15 protein-coding genes are annotated in these 17178 nt (G+C 65.4%); 5 read left to right on the top strand and 10 right to left on the bottom strand.

The features are described from left to right. Window positions 1-77: 77 nt before the first annotated feature. Entirely contained in the window at window positions 78-770 is a 693-nt protein-coding gene (locus J2W36_RS15190; RefSeq protein ID WP_307690582.1) for a Crp/Fnr family transcriptional regulator, read from the top strand. Between the two features lie 96 nt (window positions 771-866). On the opposite strand, the gene J2W36_RS15195 is transcribed toward J2W36_RS15190, so the two are convergent. Further along, window positions 867-1745 (bottom strand): GAF domain-containing protein, encoded by an 879-nt coding sequence (locus J2W36_RS15195; protein ID WP_307690583.1) that lies wholly within the window; start codon window positions 1743-1745, stop codon window positions 867-869. 609 nt (window positions 1746-2354) lie between these two features. On the opposite strand from J2W36_RS15195, the gene J2W36_RS15200 reads away from it, so the two are divergent. After that, window positions 2355-3353, top strand: coding sequence for a Bug family tripartite tricarboxylate transporter substrate binding protein (locus J2W36_RS15200; RefSeq protein WP_307690584.1), 999 nt, complete (start codon window positions 2355-2357; stop codon window positions 3351-3353). A gap of 103 nt (window positions 3354-3456) precedes the next feature. On the opposite strand, the gene J2W36_RS15205 is transcribed toward J2W36_RS15200, so the two are convergent. Further along, window positions 3457-4137 carry a GntR family transcriptional regulator gene (locus J2W36_RS15205; protein ID WP_307690585.1) on the bottom strand — a complete coding sequence of 227 codons (681 nt, stop codon included), beginning with the start codon at window positions 4135-4137 and terminating at the stop codon, window positions 3457-3459. A gap of 191 nt (window positions 4138-4328) precedes the next feature. Between J2W36_RS15205 and J2W36_RS15210 the strand changes: the two genes are divergently transcribed. From J2W36_RS15210 to J2W36_RS15220, 3 genes are all read left to right on the top strand, one after another. After that, window positions 4329-5210, top strand: coding sequence for an NAD(P)-dependent oxidoreductase (locus tag J2W36_RS15210; RefSeq protein WP_307690586.1), 882 nt, complete (start codon window positions 4329-4331; stop codon window positions 5208-5210). Window positions 5211-5276: 66 nt separating this feature from the next. Next, a complete protein-coding gene (locus J2W36_RS15215; RefSeq protein ID WP_307690587.1) occupies window positions 5277-6245 on the top strand; it encodes a Bug family tripartite tricarboxylate transporter substrate binding protein in 969 nt (322 codons plus the stop codon). Between the two features lie 32 nt (window positions 6246-6277). Beyond that, window positions 6278-6955 (top strand): RraA family protein, encoded by a 678-nt coding sequence (locus J2W36_RS15220; protein ID WP_307690588.1) that lies wholly within the window; start codon window positions 6278-6280, stop codon window positions 6953-6955. Between the two features lie 68 nt (window positions 6956-7023). On the opposite strand, the gene J2W36_RS15225 is transcribed toward J2W36_RS15220, so the two are convergent. From J2W36_RS15225 to J2W36_RS15260, 8 genes are read right to left on the bottom strand one after another with little or no spacing between them, the layout of a single operon-like run. Next, the gene (locus J2W36_RS15225) at window positions 7024-8295 is read right to left on the bottom strand and encodes a porin (protein WP_307690589.1); all 1272 of its coding nucleotides are present in this window, start codon (window positions 8293-8295) and stop codon (window positions 7024-7026) included. A gap of 45 nt (window positions 8296-8340) precedes the next feature. Beyond that, window positions 8341-9303 carry a Bug family tripartite tricarboxylate transporter substrate binding protein gene (locus J2W36_RS15230; RefSeq protein ID WP_307690590.1) on the bottom strand — a complete coding sequence of 321 codons (963 nt, stop codon included), beginning with the start codon at window positions 9301-9303 and terminating at the stop codon, window positions 8341-8343. A gap of 26 nt (window positions 9304-9329) precedes the next feature. Further along, complete coding sequence (locus J2W36_RS15235; RefSeq protein ID WP_307690591.1) at window positions 9330-10757, bottom strand: MFS transporter; 1428 nt, start codon at window positions 10755-10757, stop codon at window positions 9330-9332. A gap of 49 nt (window positions 10758-10806) precedes the next feature. Further along, window positions 10807-11922: a CobW family GTP-binding protein gene (locus J2W36_RS15240; protein ID WP_307690592.1), complete on the bottom strand. Its 1116-nt coding sequence runs from the start codon at window positions 11920-11922 to the stop codon at window positions 10807-10809. Continuing rightward, the gene (locus J2W36_RS15245; protein ID WP_307690593.1) at window positions 11919-12287 is read right to left on the bottom strand and encodes a hypothetical protein; all 369 of its coding nucleotides are present in this window, start codon (window positions 12285-12287) and stop codon (window positions 11919-11921) included. Before J2W36_RS15245 ends, J2W36_RS15240 begins: the two co-directional genes overlap by 4 nt. Before the next feature lie 8 nt (window positions 12288-12295). Then, complete coding sequence (locus J2W36_RS15250; RefSeq protein ID WP_307690594.1) at window positions 12296-14095, bottom strand: hydantoinase B/oxoprolinase family protein; 1800 nt, start codon at window positions 14093-14095, stop codon at window positions 12296-12298. Continuing rightward, window positions 14092-16176 (bottom strand): hydantoinase/oxoprolinase family protein, encoded by a 2085-nt coding sequence (locus J2W36_RS15255; protein ID WP_307690595.1) that lies wholly within the window; start codon window positions 16174-16176, stop codon window positions 14092-14094. The genes J2W36_RS15250 and J2W36_RS15255 overlap by 4 nt, the downstream gene beginning before the upstream one ends. 14 nt (window positions 16177-16190) lie before the next feature. Beyond that, window positions 16191-17042, bottom strand: a complete 852-nt coding sequence (locus J2W36_RS15260; RefSeq protein WP_307690596.1) for a fumarylacetoacetate hydrolase family protein — start codon at window positions 17040-17042, stop codon at window positions 16191-16193. Window positions 17043-17178 lie beyond the last annotated feature (136 nt).

Here is a 17178-nt window from a genome sequence, read left to right on the forward strand (position 1 = left end):
CACAGTCGTCTGAATGACAATCGACCCCTGGGAAAACCACAGCTTCTTTCACCGCGTCCTGCGCCCATCTCTAAGACATGAGTTCCACCGGACTGTCCATTCGCCAATTGCTGGAAGGCTCGCACTGGTTTGCGCAGCTCACGCCGCGAGCCAGAGACCAGGTACTGGCCGACGTGGTCGAGCAGAGCGTGGCCGCTGGCGATGCGCTGATCCGCCATGGCCAGACGGCGCTGTGGTGGACCGGTATGCTCGAAGGCGTGATGAAGTGGTGCACCGGCACCAGCGACGGTCGCGCCGTGACCCTGGGCGGCCTCACTGTCGGCAGTTGGTTCGGCGAAGGCAGCCTGCTGCGCGAGAAGCCGGTCGAGGCCGACATCGTGGCCCTGCGCTTCAGCCGGGTCGCGCTGCTGCCGAAGGAGACCTTCGAGTGGCTCCACGCCACCGAGCCCTCGTTCGGACGCTTCCTGCTGCAGCAGATCAACGAGCGCCTGCATTGGTTCATGGGCGATTTCGTGGCGCACCGTGTGCTCGGCGTGGAAGCGCAGTTGGCGCGCGCCCTGGTCGGGCTTCTGCACCCGTGGCTGCATCCGGGCGGCGACCGGCATCTGCAGATTTCCCAGGAGGAACTGGCCAACCTCGTGGGCCTGTCGCGCCAGCGCTGCAACCAGGCGCTGAGTCAGTTCAAGGCGCGGTCGCTGGTGCGCACCGAGTACGGCGGCGTCACGCTGCTCGACGTGGACGCGCTGCGCGCCCTGTCGGTGCTGCCGTAGCGCACGCGCCAGCGCCCCAGACGTCGAGCGAGCTTGCAGGCGTCGGCATGGTGAATGCGGGAACGACGCGGGGAACGTCAGGTGGGTCAGGCGAAATTAGCTTTTGTGCCCATTCAACGCACGCAGAAACTGGGTCGCCGAAATCAGCCTGCCCGCACTGTCGATCACCGGCACAAAAGTCACCGCCACCTGCACCAAAGATTGGGCCAGGCTCAATCGGATGGACTCATAGCACCGCGCCCGCCCCGTGGAAAGTGCTGAAAAAGACAGCATCTCCTGCGCCACGCATTCCAGCGGCACGATGTGCTGCAAGGGTTTGCCGATCACATCGTCGGCGCAATAACCCAGCATGGCCTGCGCCGCCAGGTTCCAGGATTCGATGTTGCCTGCAGGGGTGACGCCAATCACCGCCTCCGCATGGCGAAAGAGCATCATGCTTGCGCGCTCCGCCTGATGCAATTCCCTGCGCGCCCGGCGAATGGCGGCGCGCCGCTCCAGCCCCGCAGCCGCAGCCGACGCCAGGCTGCGCAACGCCATGACCTGGTTTTCCTTGAGCCGGCTGCGTGGTTCACGGTCGATCACGCACAGCGTCCCCACACGGACACCGCTGTGCAGCTTGATGGGCGCACCGGCATAGAAGCGAATGTGCGGGCTCGAGATCACCAGCGGGTTGTCGACAAAGCGCATGTCGAGCTTGGCGTCGGGCACCTCCATAAAGTCGTCACCGAGCACGGCGTGCGCGCAGAAGGCCGCATCACGCGGTGTTTCGGTCACTCCCGACAAACCCAGATTGGCCTTGAACCACTGTCGGTCCTGGTCGATGAGCGTGATCAGCGAAATAGGCACATCGCAGATGACAGACGCAGCGTGGACGAGTGCGTCGAATTCAGCTTCTGGCTCACTGTCGAGAACCTCCAGTGAATGCAGCGCCAAGAGGCTGGAGTGTTCATCTTCGCGAAGGACGGCTGACTGCATGGAGGAAGTCTCGTTGTGAGTGCGAACAGGTCGTCACACTGACTATAGGTCAGCTTTGATTTTAACCGAGGGTGCGCTTGGCGCTCAATTTATACCGTGCAATTTAATTATTGACACGGATTTCAGAGAACTTTCTTTATTGTCCGAGACCATTCGATGTGCTTCGATCAGACATATTTTTCAGTCGAGGTGGTCACTTTATAAATTTTAATTGTCTACCCTCCGATATCGGAGTCATAATTCTCCCCTAAATACACCGCCATCGATAGAGAATAGTTGCGATGCACAGGAATGGTGTTACCAACTCGTGAATTATTTCAAAATATTGATCAACAAGATGGCTTTCACCTTCGCCTGCCCAGTGGATGATTGACACCAAGATTGGTCTCTTATTGTCATTTGAAACAAACGAATACATTAGGGCCGCCGACCGAGCACCAGACGTCCGCTGCTGAACCTCTCACTATCGCCTGACCAAGCGGCAACGCATACTTTCGCATGCAAGTCGTCATAATTTTGGATTGAGTTGATCTGGAACAATGACCCACATTGCGAAAGCCACCCTGCACGCACAGAATCCCTGTATCGACAATCGAGCGCAAAGGCCACATGCATACGAATTCATTAAAGCGGACAGCATGGAATTTTCGGCCACTGGGTCTTGGCCTGATTGCATTGGCGCTTTGCGGCCCGACCTGCGCGCAGACGAAATGGCCGGGCAACACCGCCGTCAAGATTTTGGTTGGCAATGCGCCAGGGGGCGCCTCTGACAATCTGGCGCGCGCGCTGGCACTGGAGATGAGCCGGAAACTGGACCATCCCGTGATCGTGGAAAACGTCAGTGGCGCGCATGGTGCCCAGGCTGCACAAAAGGTCTTGGCGGCCGAGCCCGATGGTCAGACCCTTCTCTTCGGCAGCACCAGCGACCTGGTGGTGCTGCCATTGACCACCCGCCAGGCAGGCTATCAGCCGAGCGACTTCACGGCGATCGCGAAGATCAGCAGTTCACCGATGGTGCTGGTCGCCCGGCCTAATCTGTCCAGCCGAACCGTGCATGAGATCATTGAGGTTGCACGAGGCCATCCGCAAAAGCTGAGCATGGGCACAACCTACGAGCGTTCGGTGCAATCCCTCGCTGCCTCGGCGTTCATGCGCACCGCCAAGGTTGAAATGGCGCTGGTTCGCTACCGGGGTGGTGCCCCCATTCTGGAAGACCTGTCGCAGGGCCGCCTCGACCTCGCGGTGCTCACGTTGCCCAGCGTCCTGCGTCAGGCACGGACTGGCAAGATTCGCATCATCGGCCTGATGACACCGAACCGGGTGGCCATGGCCCCCGAAGTTCCCACGCTGTCTGAAAGTTACACCATCGGGGGCATATCGATGCTCGTCTGGGTGGGCATGGCGGGCCCACCCAAGCTGCCGCCTGCCGTGGTGACCCAAATCAACAAGGTCATCGGTGACGTCTTGGCCGACCCCAAGTTCGGAGCCGCACGGCTCGAGGCAGGTGACATCCTGGAGCCACCTGCGCCCAGCACGGTCTTTGCCCAGTTCATTGAGGATGAAGCAGCGTTCTATAGAACGCTGCTGCGTTTTCTTCCCTCACCCTGAGGCAGCCGGTGGCAAGCGCTCCCAGCATCCGGTAGAGCTGGCGCCGGACTGCAGTCGCAAGGCTGCTGCAGACGGCGCCCCGGGAAAGCATCCCCGAACACTTTCACGTCGAAGCGGGAGGGGCTGATGACGTCTTAGCCGCAACCAGGCTGCGGTGTTTCATGAAGCGGTGATAGGACATCCGCAAGTGCAGCTGCATCACTTGCCGAGCCAATTCGCCATCGCGTGCTTGCGCAGCGAGTGTCAGGTCCTTGTGATGATGGAGGCTCTGCTCGAGCTCATCGCGCGAGTACAGGAAAAAGGACCGCACGATGATCGGCATGTCGATGATCGTGCCAAGCATCGAACGCAGCCGAGGGGACCCGGCCGCGTCGAGCAATGCACGATGAAAAGTGCTGTTGGCCTTCTGGACGTCGGCGATGCCCTCCGGACCGGCGTCGATGCCCCTGCGCATGTCGTCATTGCTGGCCAACAACACGTCGACCAAGTCCGGGCCGGCTCGGCGGGCCGCCAGGAATGAGGCGTAAGGCTCAAGGAGCATGCGCAGCTGAAACGTCTCCTCGACGTCGACCTCCGTCCACGGTGAGACGTGAATCCCTTGGCCCAGCCCGTCGGTGGCCAGGCCGTCTTCGACCAGGCGACGCAGTGCTGTGCGCACCGGCGTGCGGCTCAGGCCCAGCTCGCGCGCTATCGGCTCTTCCTTCAGCTGGGTTCCGGGCCCGTAGTGCCCTCCCACCAACCGCTGTCTGAGGACCTCGTAGGCCCGATCGCGTCCGTTTTGCATCTGTTCGCTGCGTCTGTGACTTTTCATTGTAGGGGGCGCTGCGCGCGGGCATTTGCTGCTGATTCAACGATGTGGGAGAAGTGTCTTCTCAGTATTTGTTCGTAAAACGTTCACATCCATCGTCCTCAAAGGGTATTTATAGGTGAATACCCTTCGTCGCATTCCCATTTTTGTTCTTTTTTTGTATTCTGATGGCCTACCAAGGATTCAGAATGAATGTTGCTCTCATAGGTCTGGGCGAAGTCGGTCGTTGCTTCGTCGAGCCTCTTCTGCGCGCCGGCTACCAGGTCAGCCTTTGCGAGGCGAAGCCATCGCCTGCCGCCCTCGATCTGGCCGCGAAGCTCGACCTCCCGATCCATTCCGGCGCTGGCGATTGGCTCAGGGAGGCGAACTGGGTGTTCAGTTGCGTGACCGGAGCAGTCTCACTGGCCGTGACGAAGCAGGTGGCCGGGTACATGCGCAAAGGCGCCGCCATTGCGGACTTCACAACGGCGAGCCCCGCCGTCAAGCGCGAAGGTGCCGAGGTTGCTGCCAAGAGTTTCGTTCGCTACGTCGACGTCGCGATCATGGGCGGCATCCTCATCAACCGCGAACGCACGCCCCTCCTGGTCGCCGGTGAGGGCATCGACGATTTCAAAGCTGTCATGGAAAAAGCCGGCGGTCGCGTAAAGACGATCGAGGGCGGCGCCGCAGGCGATGCCATGTCCCTGAAGATCCTGCGCAGCGTCTTCACCAAGGGCATGGAAGCGCTCGCCGTCGAACTGCTCATGAGCGCGCAGAAGCAGGGCGTGCGTGAAAAGCTGTACGAGCAGCTTCTCGACATCGACCAGACGCCGCTGCGCGACTTCATCGAGATGCTGGTGCGCACGCATGTGGTCCACGCCAGGCGCCGGGCCCATGAGGTGAACGACGCGCAGGGGGAACTGACGGCGCAGGGCATGCCCTCCACGGTCCTCCCGGGCGTCGAAGAACGCTTCCACAAGACGGCCCGCGCGCTGGAGGCACATCCGCTGTCGCTTCCCGAGCCGGACATCCATCAGGCGCTCGATTGGCTCTTGGCCAACGGCCGCTGAGCCTGACAAAGCCCGCCAGAGGCACGCTCCACCGCTTTTTCCCCTTCCACACCCAGGAGACATCCCTTGCGCACCCTCGTTCGAATTTCTGCCATCGCCCTCGCCCTTGTGGGCCTTGCAACGGCCCACGCCGAGACCTACCCCGACCGCCCCATCAAGATCGTCGTGCCGTTTCCTGCCGGCGGCGGCACCGACGCGCTGACGCGGCAACTGGCGACGGCGCTGACGAGCAAGCTCAACTGGGTCGTCACCGTCGACAACAAGCCCGGCGCCGGCGGCAACCTCGCCCTCGACAACGTCGCGAAGGCCAAGCCCGATGGCTACACCTTCGTCATGGCGCAGACGGACAACGTGGTGCTCAACCCCCTGCTCTACGCCAAGCTGTCCTACGACCCGGTCAAGGACCTCGAAGCGGTCGTGCCCGTCGCGAGCGGTGCGGCAGTGCTGGTGGTTCGCGCCGACTCCCCCTACAAGACCCTCGCGGACGTGGTGGCCGCAGCCAAGGCCAAGCCAGGACAGCTGACGATCGCGACGCCCGGCACCGGGACCATCGCGCACCTGGTCAATCAGATCTGGCAGAACGCCTCAGGGGTCAAGTTCACGCATGTGCCCTACCGCGGCATGGCGCAAGCCATCCCCGACCTGATCGGCGGCCAGGTCGACATGTACATGGGCTCGATCCCCACGCTTCTCGCCCAGATCGAAGGCGGCAAGGTGCGTCCGCTCGGCGTGACGATGGCCAAGCGCTCGCCCGTACTGCCCAACGTGCCCACGTACAGCGAATCGGGCATCAGGGGCGTCGAACTCGCCAGCGTCTGGGGTCTGTTGGCACCGGCGGGCACGCCGAAGGCGATCGTGGATCGCTGGAACACCGAGGTCAACGCGGTGCTCAAGCAACCGGACGTGCACGACAAGATCATTGCGACAGGGGCCGACCTGATTGGCGGCTCGCCGAAAGCGCTCGCGGACATGAATGCGGCGGAGCGCGCGCGCCTCGCGCCTGTTGTTCACGACGCGGGCATCAAGCTCGATTGACCGTTTCTACCACTCCCAGCTCAAGCCATCCCATGAACAACGGACTACGCATTCTCAAACGGCGCCGCGCTGTCGATCTCGCACTGGCGCGCCAATACCTCGACGTGCCGGTCGCGAACGTCAGCGACTGCATGGCACGCATGACGGCCGGCGGCGCGCGCCTTCGCCCCATGCACGCGGGCGGACGCATGGCCGGCCCGGCGCTGACGATCAAGGCGCGCCCCGGTGACAACCTGATGATCCACAAGGCGCTCCAGTTGGCCAAGCCTGGCGATGTCATCGTGGTGGACGCCGGAGGCGATCTGACCAACGCCCTCATCGGTGAAATCATGGTCGGTGACGCCGTCAACCAGAAGCTGGGCGGCTTCGTGATGAACGGTGCCATCCGCGATGCAGGCGCGATCCGCGAGGGCTCGTTTCCCGTCTTTGCCGCAGGCGTCACGCACCGCGGCCCTTACAAGGACGGCCCCGGTGAAATCAACGTGCCGATCTCGATCGACGGCATGGTCATCGAACCGGGCGACCTGGTCATCGGCGACGAAGACGGCCTCCTGTGCGTGCCCTTCGACGACGCGGAGCGCCTGCTGGCCGCAGCGCATCAAAAGCAGGTGATCGAGAACAAGATGGTGGCCGACATCCAGGCCGGCACCTTCGACCGCTCGTGGGTCGACGCGACCCTCACCCGCTTGAACTGCTACATCGAAGAATGACACGACCCATGCCAAGCCACGCGCGCAGACAGGAATCCGAGAAGCGTTGATACGACGATGGGCCCCGTCTAGAACGCGTGGCGAATCCCGACGTCGTAGCCGGTCGAGCGCGCCGGCGCGTAGCCTGTCGTGCCGGTGCCCGTCGACAGGTAGGTCGCGGTTCCGACGGCGGCGCCCATCACGGCCGGATTGTTCTGCGCATTCCTGGCGCGGATGCGTGCGGCGGTCACGTACAGCGCGGTGCGCTTCGACAGATTGTGCTCATAGCCGATGGCGATCTTGTCGACCGAGGCATCGCGTGACGGGCCCGCTGCAGAGCCCAGGTCGTTGTCGAACTTCACCCTCGAGTACGCCGCCTTGATCAAGCCGGCACCCACTGGCACCGTCACGCCCAACAGTGCGCCGTTGTACGTGTCGTCGTCTCGCGTGAGCAGCAGGCCCGTCGCTCCGGGCGCGGTGGAGGTGCGCTGGTCCTTCACGCGCGAGAGCTCACCGAACAGCTTCATGAATCCGAGGTTGTACGAAGCACCGAGGTTGAGCGTCTTGAGCTTCTCGTCGAGATTGACGCCGTTCGGCTGCCCGGTGGCGCCGAGCCCCGTGGTGTCCGCCGCGACGCTCTCGCCGTAGGCCAGCGCGATGTCGAACGCACCAGCCGCATAGCCAAGCCGGCCGCCGGCGAACTGGCCCCTGTGTGATGGGCTGCCTGCCTGCCCGCTCTGCGAGACGTTCTCGTGCAGCGCGTACTGCAACTGGCCGTAGATGCCACCGAGGTTCGGCGGCAGGAAGTAGCCGATGCTGTTATTGGTGCGCAGGTAGTTGTCCGAAGCGGCCGTGGCCGACCCGGGGCCCCTGGCCACGGCGAGGTTGGTGCTCACCGTGGAGATCACATTGGCGCCCACGCCGATCGTGCTGAACGGGCTGAACACGGAGTCATTCCAGAAGGTCGGCGTGAAGTCGCGGCCGACCCGAATCTCGCCGATCGGACCCGACAGGCTGACCGTGGAGCGACGCGAAAAGAGCGTCGCGCCACCGGTGTCATTGGCCAACGCCGCCTCGAGCCAGAAACCGGCGGCCCAGCCGCCGCCCAGATCCTCGACGCCGCGAAAGCCGAGCCGGCTGTTGGACGTGCCGCTGTTAGACATCACCGTCTGGCTGCGACTCACGCCCGCAGGGGGCGTCTGCGGTAGTGAGACTGGCTGGCTGGTGTTGTTGTAGAAGCTGCTCTTGGCCGTGTAGTAGCTCACGCCGGCATCGAGCACGCCGAACACCGTGACAGAACTCTGCGCAGTGGCGGCCGCACTGCCGCACAGCAGCGCGGCCGCTGCGATCAAATTTTTCATGGGATGTCTCCGTTTTTCTGGTGGGATGGAAAGCGATGCGCCGGATCACTCGGGCTTGAAGCCGGCGTCCTTGAGCAACGTGGCGCTCTGCGTCACGTAGCCGTCGATGTAGCGGGAGAACTGCACGACGTCCTGCGTCACTGGCTCGATGCCCAGGCCCGAGAAGGCGCCCGACTTGCCGAGCTCGCGCACCGCGTCGTTGATGGCCAAGTTGAGGCGCTGCACCCGCTCTGGCGGCGTGCCCTTGGGCGCCCACACGCCGTACCAGGAGGCGTAACTCAGGTTCGGCAGCCCGCTCTCCTGGGCGGTCGGCACGTCCGGCGCGAGCGGGCTGCGGCGCGCCGAGGTGATCGCGATCGGCTTCACCCGGCCGGCCTTGGCCAGCGGCAGCACGGAGATCATCGAATCCAGCAGCAGGTCGACGTGGCCGCCAGCGACATCCACCAGCGCGGGCTGCGTGCCCTTGTAGGGCACGAAGCTGAACGAGACCTTGCCCTGCTGGGCCAGAAGCAGCGTGGCGAGGTGACTCGGCGCCCCGGCCGCGGGAATGGCAGCGGTCCATGGGGTCTGCTTCATCGCCGCGAGCAGTTCCGAGAGCTTGGTCGCTTCGTGTTTGGGCGCGATCACCAGCATCAGCGGCGCTTCGGCCACACGCGCCACCGGCGCGAAGTCCGCCTGCGGGTCGTAGGGCGCGTTGTTCATCACCTGCTTGGCCAGCACATGGGTCGCCGCGGAGAAGAGCAAGGTGTAGCCGTCGCCAGGCGCGGTCTGCACCGCCTTGCCGCCGAGCACCCCGTTGGCGCCTGCGCGGTTCTCCACGATCACAGGCACGCTCAGTCGCGTGCCGAGTTGCTGGGCCAGCAGCCGCGCCGTGGCATCGACACCGCCGCCGGCAGCGAACGGCACGACGATGCGGATCAGCCGATCCGGGAACGCGGGTGCCTGCGCCCACGCCGGTCCGACCACGACCGTGGTCGCGGCGACCAGACTCAGGAATGTCTTTTTCATGGTGTCTCCAATGGCTTTCCGGTGAATCAGGGCGAGATCTCTTCGAGTGCGCGGTTGGCCGTCTCGACCATCCTTCGTGCCGCGATGAAGCCGACGACGTTGGCCAGCGCGAACATCAGGAACACCGCTGCGATACCGTGCGCGGACAGCACGACGCCGACCAGCGCGGGCGCCGCCGCCGAGGCCATGCGCAGCCAGGAGGTCGCCAGCCCGGTGCCGATCGCACGCATGCGCGTCGGGTAGATCTCGGGCGTGTAGAGGTAGAGCAGCACGGTGGTCGTGCCCATCACCGCATAGGCTGTGGATGCCAGCGCCACTACCGACCACGCGCTGCCGGTGCCGAACGCGGCCAGCAGGCCCAGCAAGGCGCCGCTGACCACGAAGCTCGCTGTGGCCCAGCGTCGGCGGCCCACGCGGTCCACCAGCAGCGCGCAGGCGAGCACCGCGCAGGTGCTGAGGACGTTGGTCAGCGACGCCATCCGAAGGGCCTGTTGCAGCGGCAGGTGGTAGACGGTGCGATAGAGCGTGGGCAGCCAGTTGTTGATGCCGTTGGCGACGAAGTACGACGACGCCCAGAGCACCCACACCGCCAGCGTGCGCGGCCGGTACATCGGCGAGAACAGTTCGCGCCACGAGGCCGGCCGGGTGGTGGCAAGGCCGGTCGCCAGGGTGTTGACCCGCATCGCGATGCGCGCCTTGTCCTGAACCGGGTCCAAGCTGCGTGCCGGCGTGCTGGCTTCGAGCTGCGCGATCACCCGCTCCGCCTGGTCGAAGCGCCGCTTGGACGTCAACCAGCGCGGCGACTCCGGCAGACGCACCATGAAGAACAGGATCACCAGGCCCGGAATGCCCCCCACCAGGAACATGAACTCCCAACCGAAGCGCGGCACCACGAAGGCACCTACCTGTGCGGCAGCAAGCAGGCCGAGCGGAAAAATGAGTTCGTAGAGCAGGAAGAAACGTCCCCGGCCCTTGGCCTGCGACAGCTCGTTGATGTAGGCCGCGGCGATCGGCACCTCGCCCCCGACGCCGATGCCCTGCACGAAGCGCAGCGCAAACAGCGCATGGAAGCTGCCGGCGAAGGCACAGGCGATGCTCATCACCGACATGAGCGCCACCGCCGCGGTCACGCTCGGCACGCGGCCGTAGCGCTCGGCCAGCCAGCCGAACAGCAGCGCACCGATGACCTGGCCTGCGTAGCCCGATGCGATCAGCGCGCCGATCTGCAAGGGCGACAGATGCCAGAGCGCGATCAGCACCGGCAGCACAAAGGCCAGCGCCAGCGCATCGAAGGCATCGAAGAAGGTCGCGCTGCCCATGACGATGCGGGCCTTGGTGTGCCAGCGGCTGAAGGGGACGTTCTCGATACGGAAGAGCAGTCCCGCTGCGCGCTGGAAGGCAGCCTGCGGTGGGCTGGAAGGTAACGGACTGGCGAGGGATGGGTTGGCTGTCATTCTTGTCTTGTCTCCGAGCCGTCTGGGGCGATGGACTGGTGGATGGCGTTCAGGGCGCAGCTTCCGTTGGAGGTGCCGCAGTGGCCGCGGGGCGACGCATGTGCCGGCGCAAGAGCACGTCGAGCGTGTCCTCCAGCGCTTGGGCATCGACGCCGCGCGTGATGAACACGATGCGCGTGCGCCGGTCCGGCCCTGGCCAGGCGGGCAGCAAGGTCGGCGGCGCAAACAGGTGCTGCACGCCGTGGATGACCATGGGGCGGTCGGGCGCATCGGCCAGCTGCACCAGGCCTTTGACGCGCAGCAGGTCTTCGCCGCGCATCGCGATCACCATGTCGAGCCAGGCGGCGAAGGCGTCGCGCGGCAGCGGCGTGTCGCGCACGATGACGAAGGATCGGATGCCGTCGCGGTGCGATGCTTCATCTGCCGTGCCCATGCCCGAGCCTGTATCCGACGCGGCCGGCCCGCGGTAGAACGGTGCCTCGACGACGCCTGCGTCCGCGCCGGTATCCGCGGCGCGGCGCACCAGCGTCGAGAGCAGCCGCAACTGGTCGCCACGGTCGTCATGCAGCGGCGCGGTAGCGTTGATATCCCGCAACCGCTGCAGCAGGGCCGGCGACGGCGGTGCGCCGTCGAGCAGGTCGGTCTTGGTCAGCAGCAGGTGGTCGGCGAAGGCCAACTGCCGAACCGCTTCCGGATGCCGGTCGAGCGTGCCCATGGCCAGCACGGCGTCGGCGGTGCAAAGCACGCCGGCGAGCACGAACTGCGCGCGCACCGCGGCATCGCCCATCAGCGTGCGCACGATCGGCCCCGGGTCGGCCAGGCCGCTCGTCTCGATCAGCACATGCCGCAGCGGCCGGTCCTGCCGGGCCGCCAGGCGGTTGAGCGCCTCGACCAGGTCGCCCCGCACCGCACAGCATAGGCAGCCGTTGGCCAGCAGCACGGTGTCGTCGTGCGTCTCGGCGATCAGGTCATGGTCGATGCCCACCGCGCCGAATTCGTTGACGATGACGGCGACGCCGTCGAGCGACGGCTCGCACAGCAGCTGGTTGAGCAGCGTGGTCTTGCCGCTGCCGAGAAAGCCGGTGAGCACCGTGACCGGCACGCGCCTGCCCGCGAGGGCAGGCTGCGCGACCAGCGAGGAGAAATGGCCACCGGGGTTCGTCATTCGCCACCTCGCGGCCCGTGCAGTTCCGCGAAGGAGCGCAGCGTCTTCTCGACTTTCGGCAGCAGCCAGTCGGCGACCGCATCGGGAAGGCGGCCGTCGCTGGCGTCCTCCAATATCTGCCGCAAGGGCTGCGGCCGCGCTTCGGCCTGCTGGAGGTCGCTGAAGAATGCCACCAACGCCGGCACGCCCGAACGCAGCGCGCCGTCTTCGAGGTAGCCGACGATGTCGAGCTCGAAGTCGTCCAGCCGCAGGCTGATGCCACCGGTGCCGCAGGCGCAGGCGCCGCTCAGGGCGACGTGCCGCATCGACAGGTCGCTCCACAGCGCCAGCAGGCGGTCGGCGCGCAGCGCGGACTCGTTGGCCATGGCGATGGTCACTGGCCGTCCCAGGCCACCGTCGACGACGTGCTGGCGCTGCCCTTGGCCGGCGCCTTGCGCAGGGTCTGCGTGCCAGCATGGTCGACCTGGCCGCGGGCATCGAGCGCCACGCGGTAGACCTCGCGCGCTACCTCCGCGCTGACATAGCCTTCGCGCACGTCCTCGGCGACCAGGTCGAGCTCGCGCTCCAGCGGACTGCCGAAACCGCCGCCGCCGCCCGAAAGCATCTTGTATGCGTCGCCGCGCTCAAGGCGCACGTTGAAGATCTTCGCGTTGAGGTGATCGGTCTTCCACTCGCCCTTGTGGCGCACCGCGATGCCGTTGCCCATGGCGTCGCCGCCACCCTCGAGGCCCCACGGCTTGCAGTGCACGCGGTCGATGCGGGTGGTCACGGTGAAGGGCGACAGCGCCTGCACCACCATCTCGGCACCAAGGCCGCCGCGGTACTTGCCGGCACCGGCGGAGTCCTGACGGATCTCATACTTCTCGACCAGCACCGGGTACTTGGCCTCGAGCTGCTCGGTGGGGCTGTTGTGGGTGTCGCCGTCGTTGATGCAGACGGTCACCGACACGCCATCCTCGGTCGACTTCGCACCCCAGCCGCCGCCCAGTGGGCCGATGCCGACGATGAACAGCCGCCCGTCCTCGGGCGAGATGCCGTGGATGTTCGGGAACACGAGGTCGGCATGGTGGCCGGCGATGGAGCGGTCGGGGATGGCCGGTGCCAGCGCCTTGAAGATGGTGTCGATCACGGTCATCGGGAAGGTCATCCACACCCGCATCGGGTACGGCCGCTCGGCGCTGATCACCGTGCCCATGGGCATGATCACCTTCAGCGGCCGGAAGCTGCCGTCGTTGACCGGGTAGTCGGTCGGCGTGGTCAGGCACTTGTAGGCCACCTGCGCGCAGGCGATGCCGGTCGTGAAGCCCGAGTTGTAGAAGCCGCGCACCTGCTTGCTGACGTCCGACAGGTCCACCGTCATTTCGTCGCCGGTCACCGTCACCTTGACCCGGATCGGGATGCGCTTGCCGATCTCCAGGCCGTCGTCGTCCATGAAGGACTCGGCCTCGTACACACCGTCGGGGATCGACAGCGTGTTCTTGCGCGCCACCGCCTCGGACGAATCCATGATCTGGCGTATCGAGCCGTTGACCGCATCGGCGCCGTAGCGCTGCAGCAGCTCGACATAGCGTCGCTCGCCGGTGGTGATGGCCGTGATCTGCGCGCGCAGGTCGCCCAGCGCCCGTTCGGCCAGGCGCACGTTCATCGCGATGATGTCGATCAGGTCCTGGTTGACCACGCCTTCGCGCTGGTACTTGATGATGGGGATCTGGATCCCCTCGCTGAAGATGTCGGTGGTGACATTGCCCAGCGTGCCGCCCACGTCCAGCCAGTGCGCCATGCAGCAGGTGAAGCCTTCGAGCTTGCCCTCATGGAACACCGGCATGGTGAACGTGAAGTGGTTCAGGTGGCTGCCGGTGGTGTAAGCGTCGTTGGTCACCAGGATGTCGCCGGGCAGGATGTTCTCGTAGCCGAAGTGCCGGATCTTGGCCTTGACGGTCTCAGACATGCCGCGGATGAACATCGGCAGGCCCAGGCCGATGGAGACGGTGTCGCCTTCCTTCGTGAACAGGCCGACGGTGAAGTCCAGCGCCTCGTAGATGATGAGGTTGTAGGCCGTGCGCGTCAGGTTGGTCTTCATCTCTTCCGTGACGGCGTAGAGACCGTTGCGGATGATCTCGACGGTGACCGGATCGATCGCCGCAGCGCTGGCGTTGAGGGTGGGGGTGTTCATGAGCGGTCGCTCCCGATGGTGATTTGCAGGTTGCCGAGCTCGTCGACGCGCAGCGCATCGCCAGGCTGGACGACGGTGGTCGACGCGTGCTCCTCGATCAGCGCAGGGCCGTCGATCGTGTTGCCCGCGCGCAGCAGGTCGCGTGTGTAGACGGGGGTGTCGGCCCATCCGCCCTGGCGGAAGTACACCGGCTTGACCGTGCGAAGCGATGCCTTCTCGGGCTGCGCCGAGCCGGCCTCCACATGGTGCTTCGGCGGCTTCTTCATGGTGCCCAGCACCGTCACGCGCAGACTCACGAGGTCGGCGGGTTCCGTGGGCGCCGAGGTGCCGTAGCGCACCTTGTGCAGGTCGTCGAACTGTTGCTTGATCGCCGCGCGGTCACGCCCCTCGAAGAAGGCCATCGGCAGGTCGACCGTGACGGCGTGCTCTTGGCCGACGTAACGCATGTCGGCCGCGCGTTCGATGACCACGCCGTCGGCCTTGACGCCCGACTGCGCCAACGAGGCGCGGCCCTCTTCTTCCATCGCCTGGTAGGCCGCCTCGATTTCCTCGAAGGACAGGTCGTTGAGTTTGCGGAACACCGAGCGCACGTAGTCGTAGCGCAGGTCCGAGAAGAGCATGCCGTAGGCCGAGAAGTAGCCCGGCGCGAACGGGATCAGCACCTTGCGCACACCGATCTCGCGGGCGATGGCTGACGCATGCAGCGGCCCGGCGCCGCCGTACACCACCATCGTGAAGCTGCCGGCGTCCAGGCCGCGCTCGGTGGTCACGGCCTTCACCGCATGCGACATCTGCGTCACCGCGATGCGCAGGATGCCGTCGGCAGCCGCGGTCGGATCGAGCCCCAGCGAGTCGGCCACGCGTACGCGCATCTGTCGTTCGCAGGCCGGAAGATCGAGTTTGAGTTCGCCGCCGAGGAAGTGCTCGGCGTCGAGCCGCCCGAGCAGCAGGTTGGCGTCGGTCACCGTCGGCTCCGTGCCGCCGCGCCCGTAGGCCACCGGGCCCGGGATGGAGCCCGCGCTCTGCGGGCCGACACGCAGCGCGTTGCCGGTCTCGATGCGGGCGATCGAGCCGCCGCCGGTGCCGACCTCGTGGATGTCCATCATCGGGATCTGGATCGGCAGCGCGCGCTCGTAGCCGCCGATGAGCGCCGAGCCGGTGGTCAGCGGCCGGCCTTCGCTGATCACGCCGGCCTTGGCGGTGGTGCCGCCCATGTCGAAGGCGATCGCGTCGCCCATGCCAAGCTGGGCGCAGATCGCCTGTGCGCCGATCACGCCTGCGGCGGGGCCGGACTCCAGCATGCGCACGCAGTCGCGCCGCGCGTGCTCGCTCGGGAACAGGCCGCCGGTGGACTGCACGACATAGAAGTCTCCGCCAAAGCCTTTCTTGGCCAGGTGCGTTTCCAGTTCGCCGAGATAGGCCGACACGCGCGGGCCCACATAGGCATTCGCTACCGCAGTCGAGACGCGCTCGAATTCGCGGTACTCCTGCGACAGCTCGTGCGAGGCGCAAACGAAGGCGCCAGGCAGTTCTTCCTGCAGGATCTGCTTGACGCGCTGCTCGTGCGCCGGATTGCGGTAGGAATGCAGCAGCAGCACGGCCACCGCTTCCACGTCATGGCCGCGCAGCTCGCGCGCCAGTTCGCGCACCGCCGCCTCGTCCAACGGCTTATGCGTGCTGCCGTCGGCGCGAAGACGCTCCGCGACCTCGAAGCGCAGCGAGCGCTTGACAAGCGGCTGGTGCTTGTTGAAGAAGAGGTTGTAGGCGTCCGGGCGGTTGACGCGACCGATCTCGTAGATGTCGCGGAAGCCTTCGGTGATCAGCAGTGCCGTGCGTGCACCGTTGCGCTCGAGCAGTGTATTGATGGCGATGGTCGAGCCATGCAGGAAGAGCTGTCCGTCGCGCAGGTCGATGTCGGCGCTGTCGAGCGTGGCCTGAATGCCGTTGACCAACTGGCCGTGGGTTGACAGCGCCTTGCCGAACAGCAGTTCGCCGGTCGCCTCGTCGAAGGCGGCCATGTCGGTGAAGGTACCGCCGATGTCGACGGCGATACGCAGGTTGGGGGAGGATCGTGTGGTCATGGTGTCGCGTCGCCTCAGGCGTCCGTTCCGATGCGGTTGCGCAGAATGCCCAGGCCGGTGACCTCGACCTCGACCACGTCGCCGTCCTTCATGTAGCGCGGCGGCTCCCGGCGGTCGCCAACGCCGCCGGGCGTGCCGGTGGCGATCACGTCGCCGGGCGACAGCGGCGTGAAGCGCGAGATGTATTCGATGATCGTGGGGATGTCGAAGATCAGGTCGCCGACGCTCGCGTGCTGCATGACCTCGCCGTTGACGCGGGTCTCCACGGTCAACTGGCGGACATCGGGCACCTCGTCGCGCGTTGCCAGATACGGGCCGAATGGAGCGGTCCCGGGAAAGTTCTTGCCCGGCGTGAACTGGTGCGTGTGGCGCTGCCAGTCGCGCACGCTGATGTCGTTCAGGCAGGCATAGCCGGCGATGTGCTCGAAGGCCTGCGCCTTAGAAATGTGGCGTCCGCCCTTGCCGATCACGAAGGCCAGTTCACCTTCCCAGTCGAAGCGCTCGGAGAAGGCAGGGCGCAGTACCGTATCCCCGTTCGCCGCCAGCGTGTCGTTGAAGCGCAGGAAGAGCGAGGGATAGTCGCTGTCCGCGCGCTTGGTCTCGGCAACGTGGCTCTTGTAGTTGAGGCCCACGCAGATCAGCTTGGTTGGATTCGGAATCACCGGCAGTGCACGGACATCGCTGGCGGCCACGGCGATGCCGCTGGCTGCAGCGCTGCGCTCGAGCTCTGGCAACGCGTCGGCGCGCAGCACCGAGACGAGGTCGGGATGGCGGGCGAGGAAATCCGGCGTGGGCAGCAGATAGCGCGTGTCCTGCACGACGCCGTAGGTGGGCTGGCCTGCATGAATGAAGCTGGCGATTTTCACGGTGTTCTCCTTGGAATGCGTCGCTGGCGCAGGGTCTCGACATGAGGCGTACGGCAAGCGAATCGGTGAACTTTAGAAATCCGCGAGCTCACTGCCTAGATAGAATTCAGAGCTTTCAGGCATGCCAACAATGGCA

The sequence above is a fragment of the Variovorax ginsengisoli genome, from assembly GCF_030811835.1.
Classification (GTDB): Bacteria; Pseudomonadota; Gammaproteobacteria; order Burkholderiales; family Burkholderiaceae_C; genus Variovorax; species Variovorax ginsengisoli_C.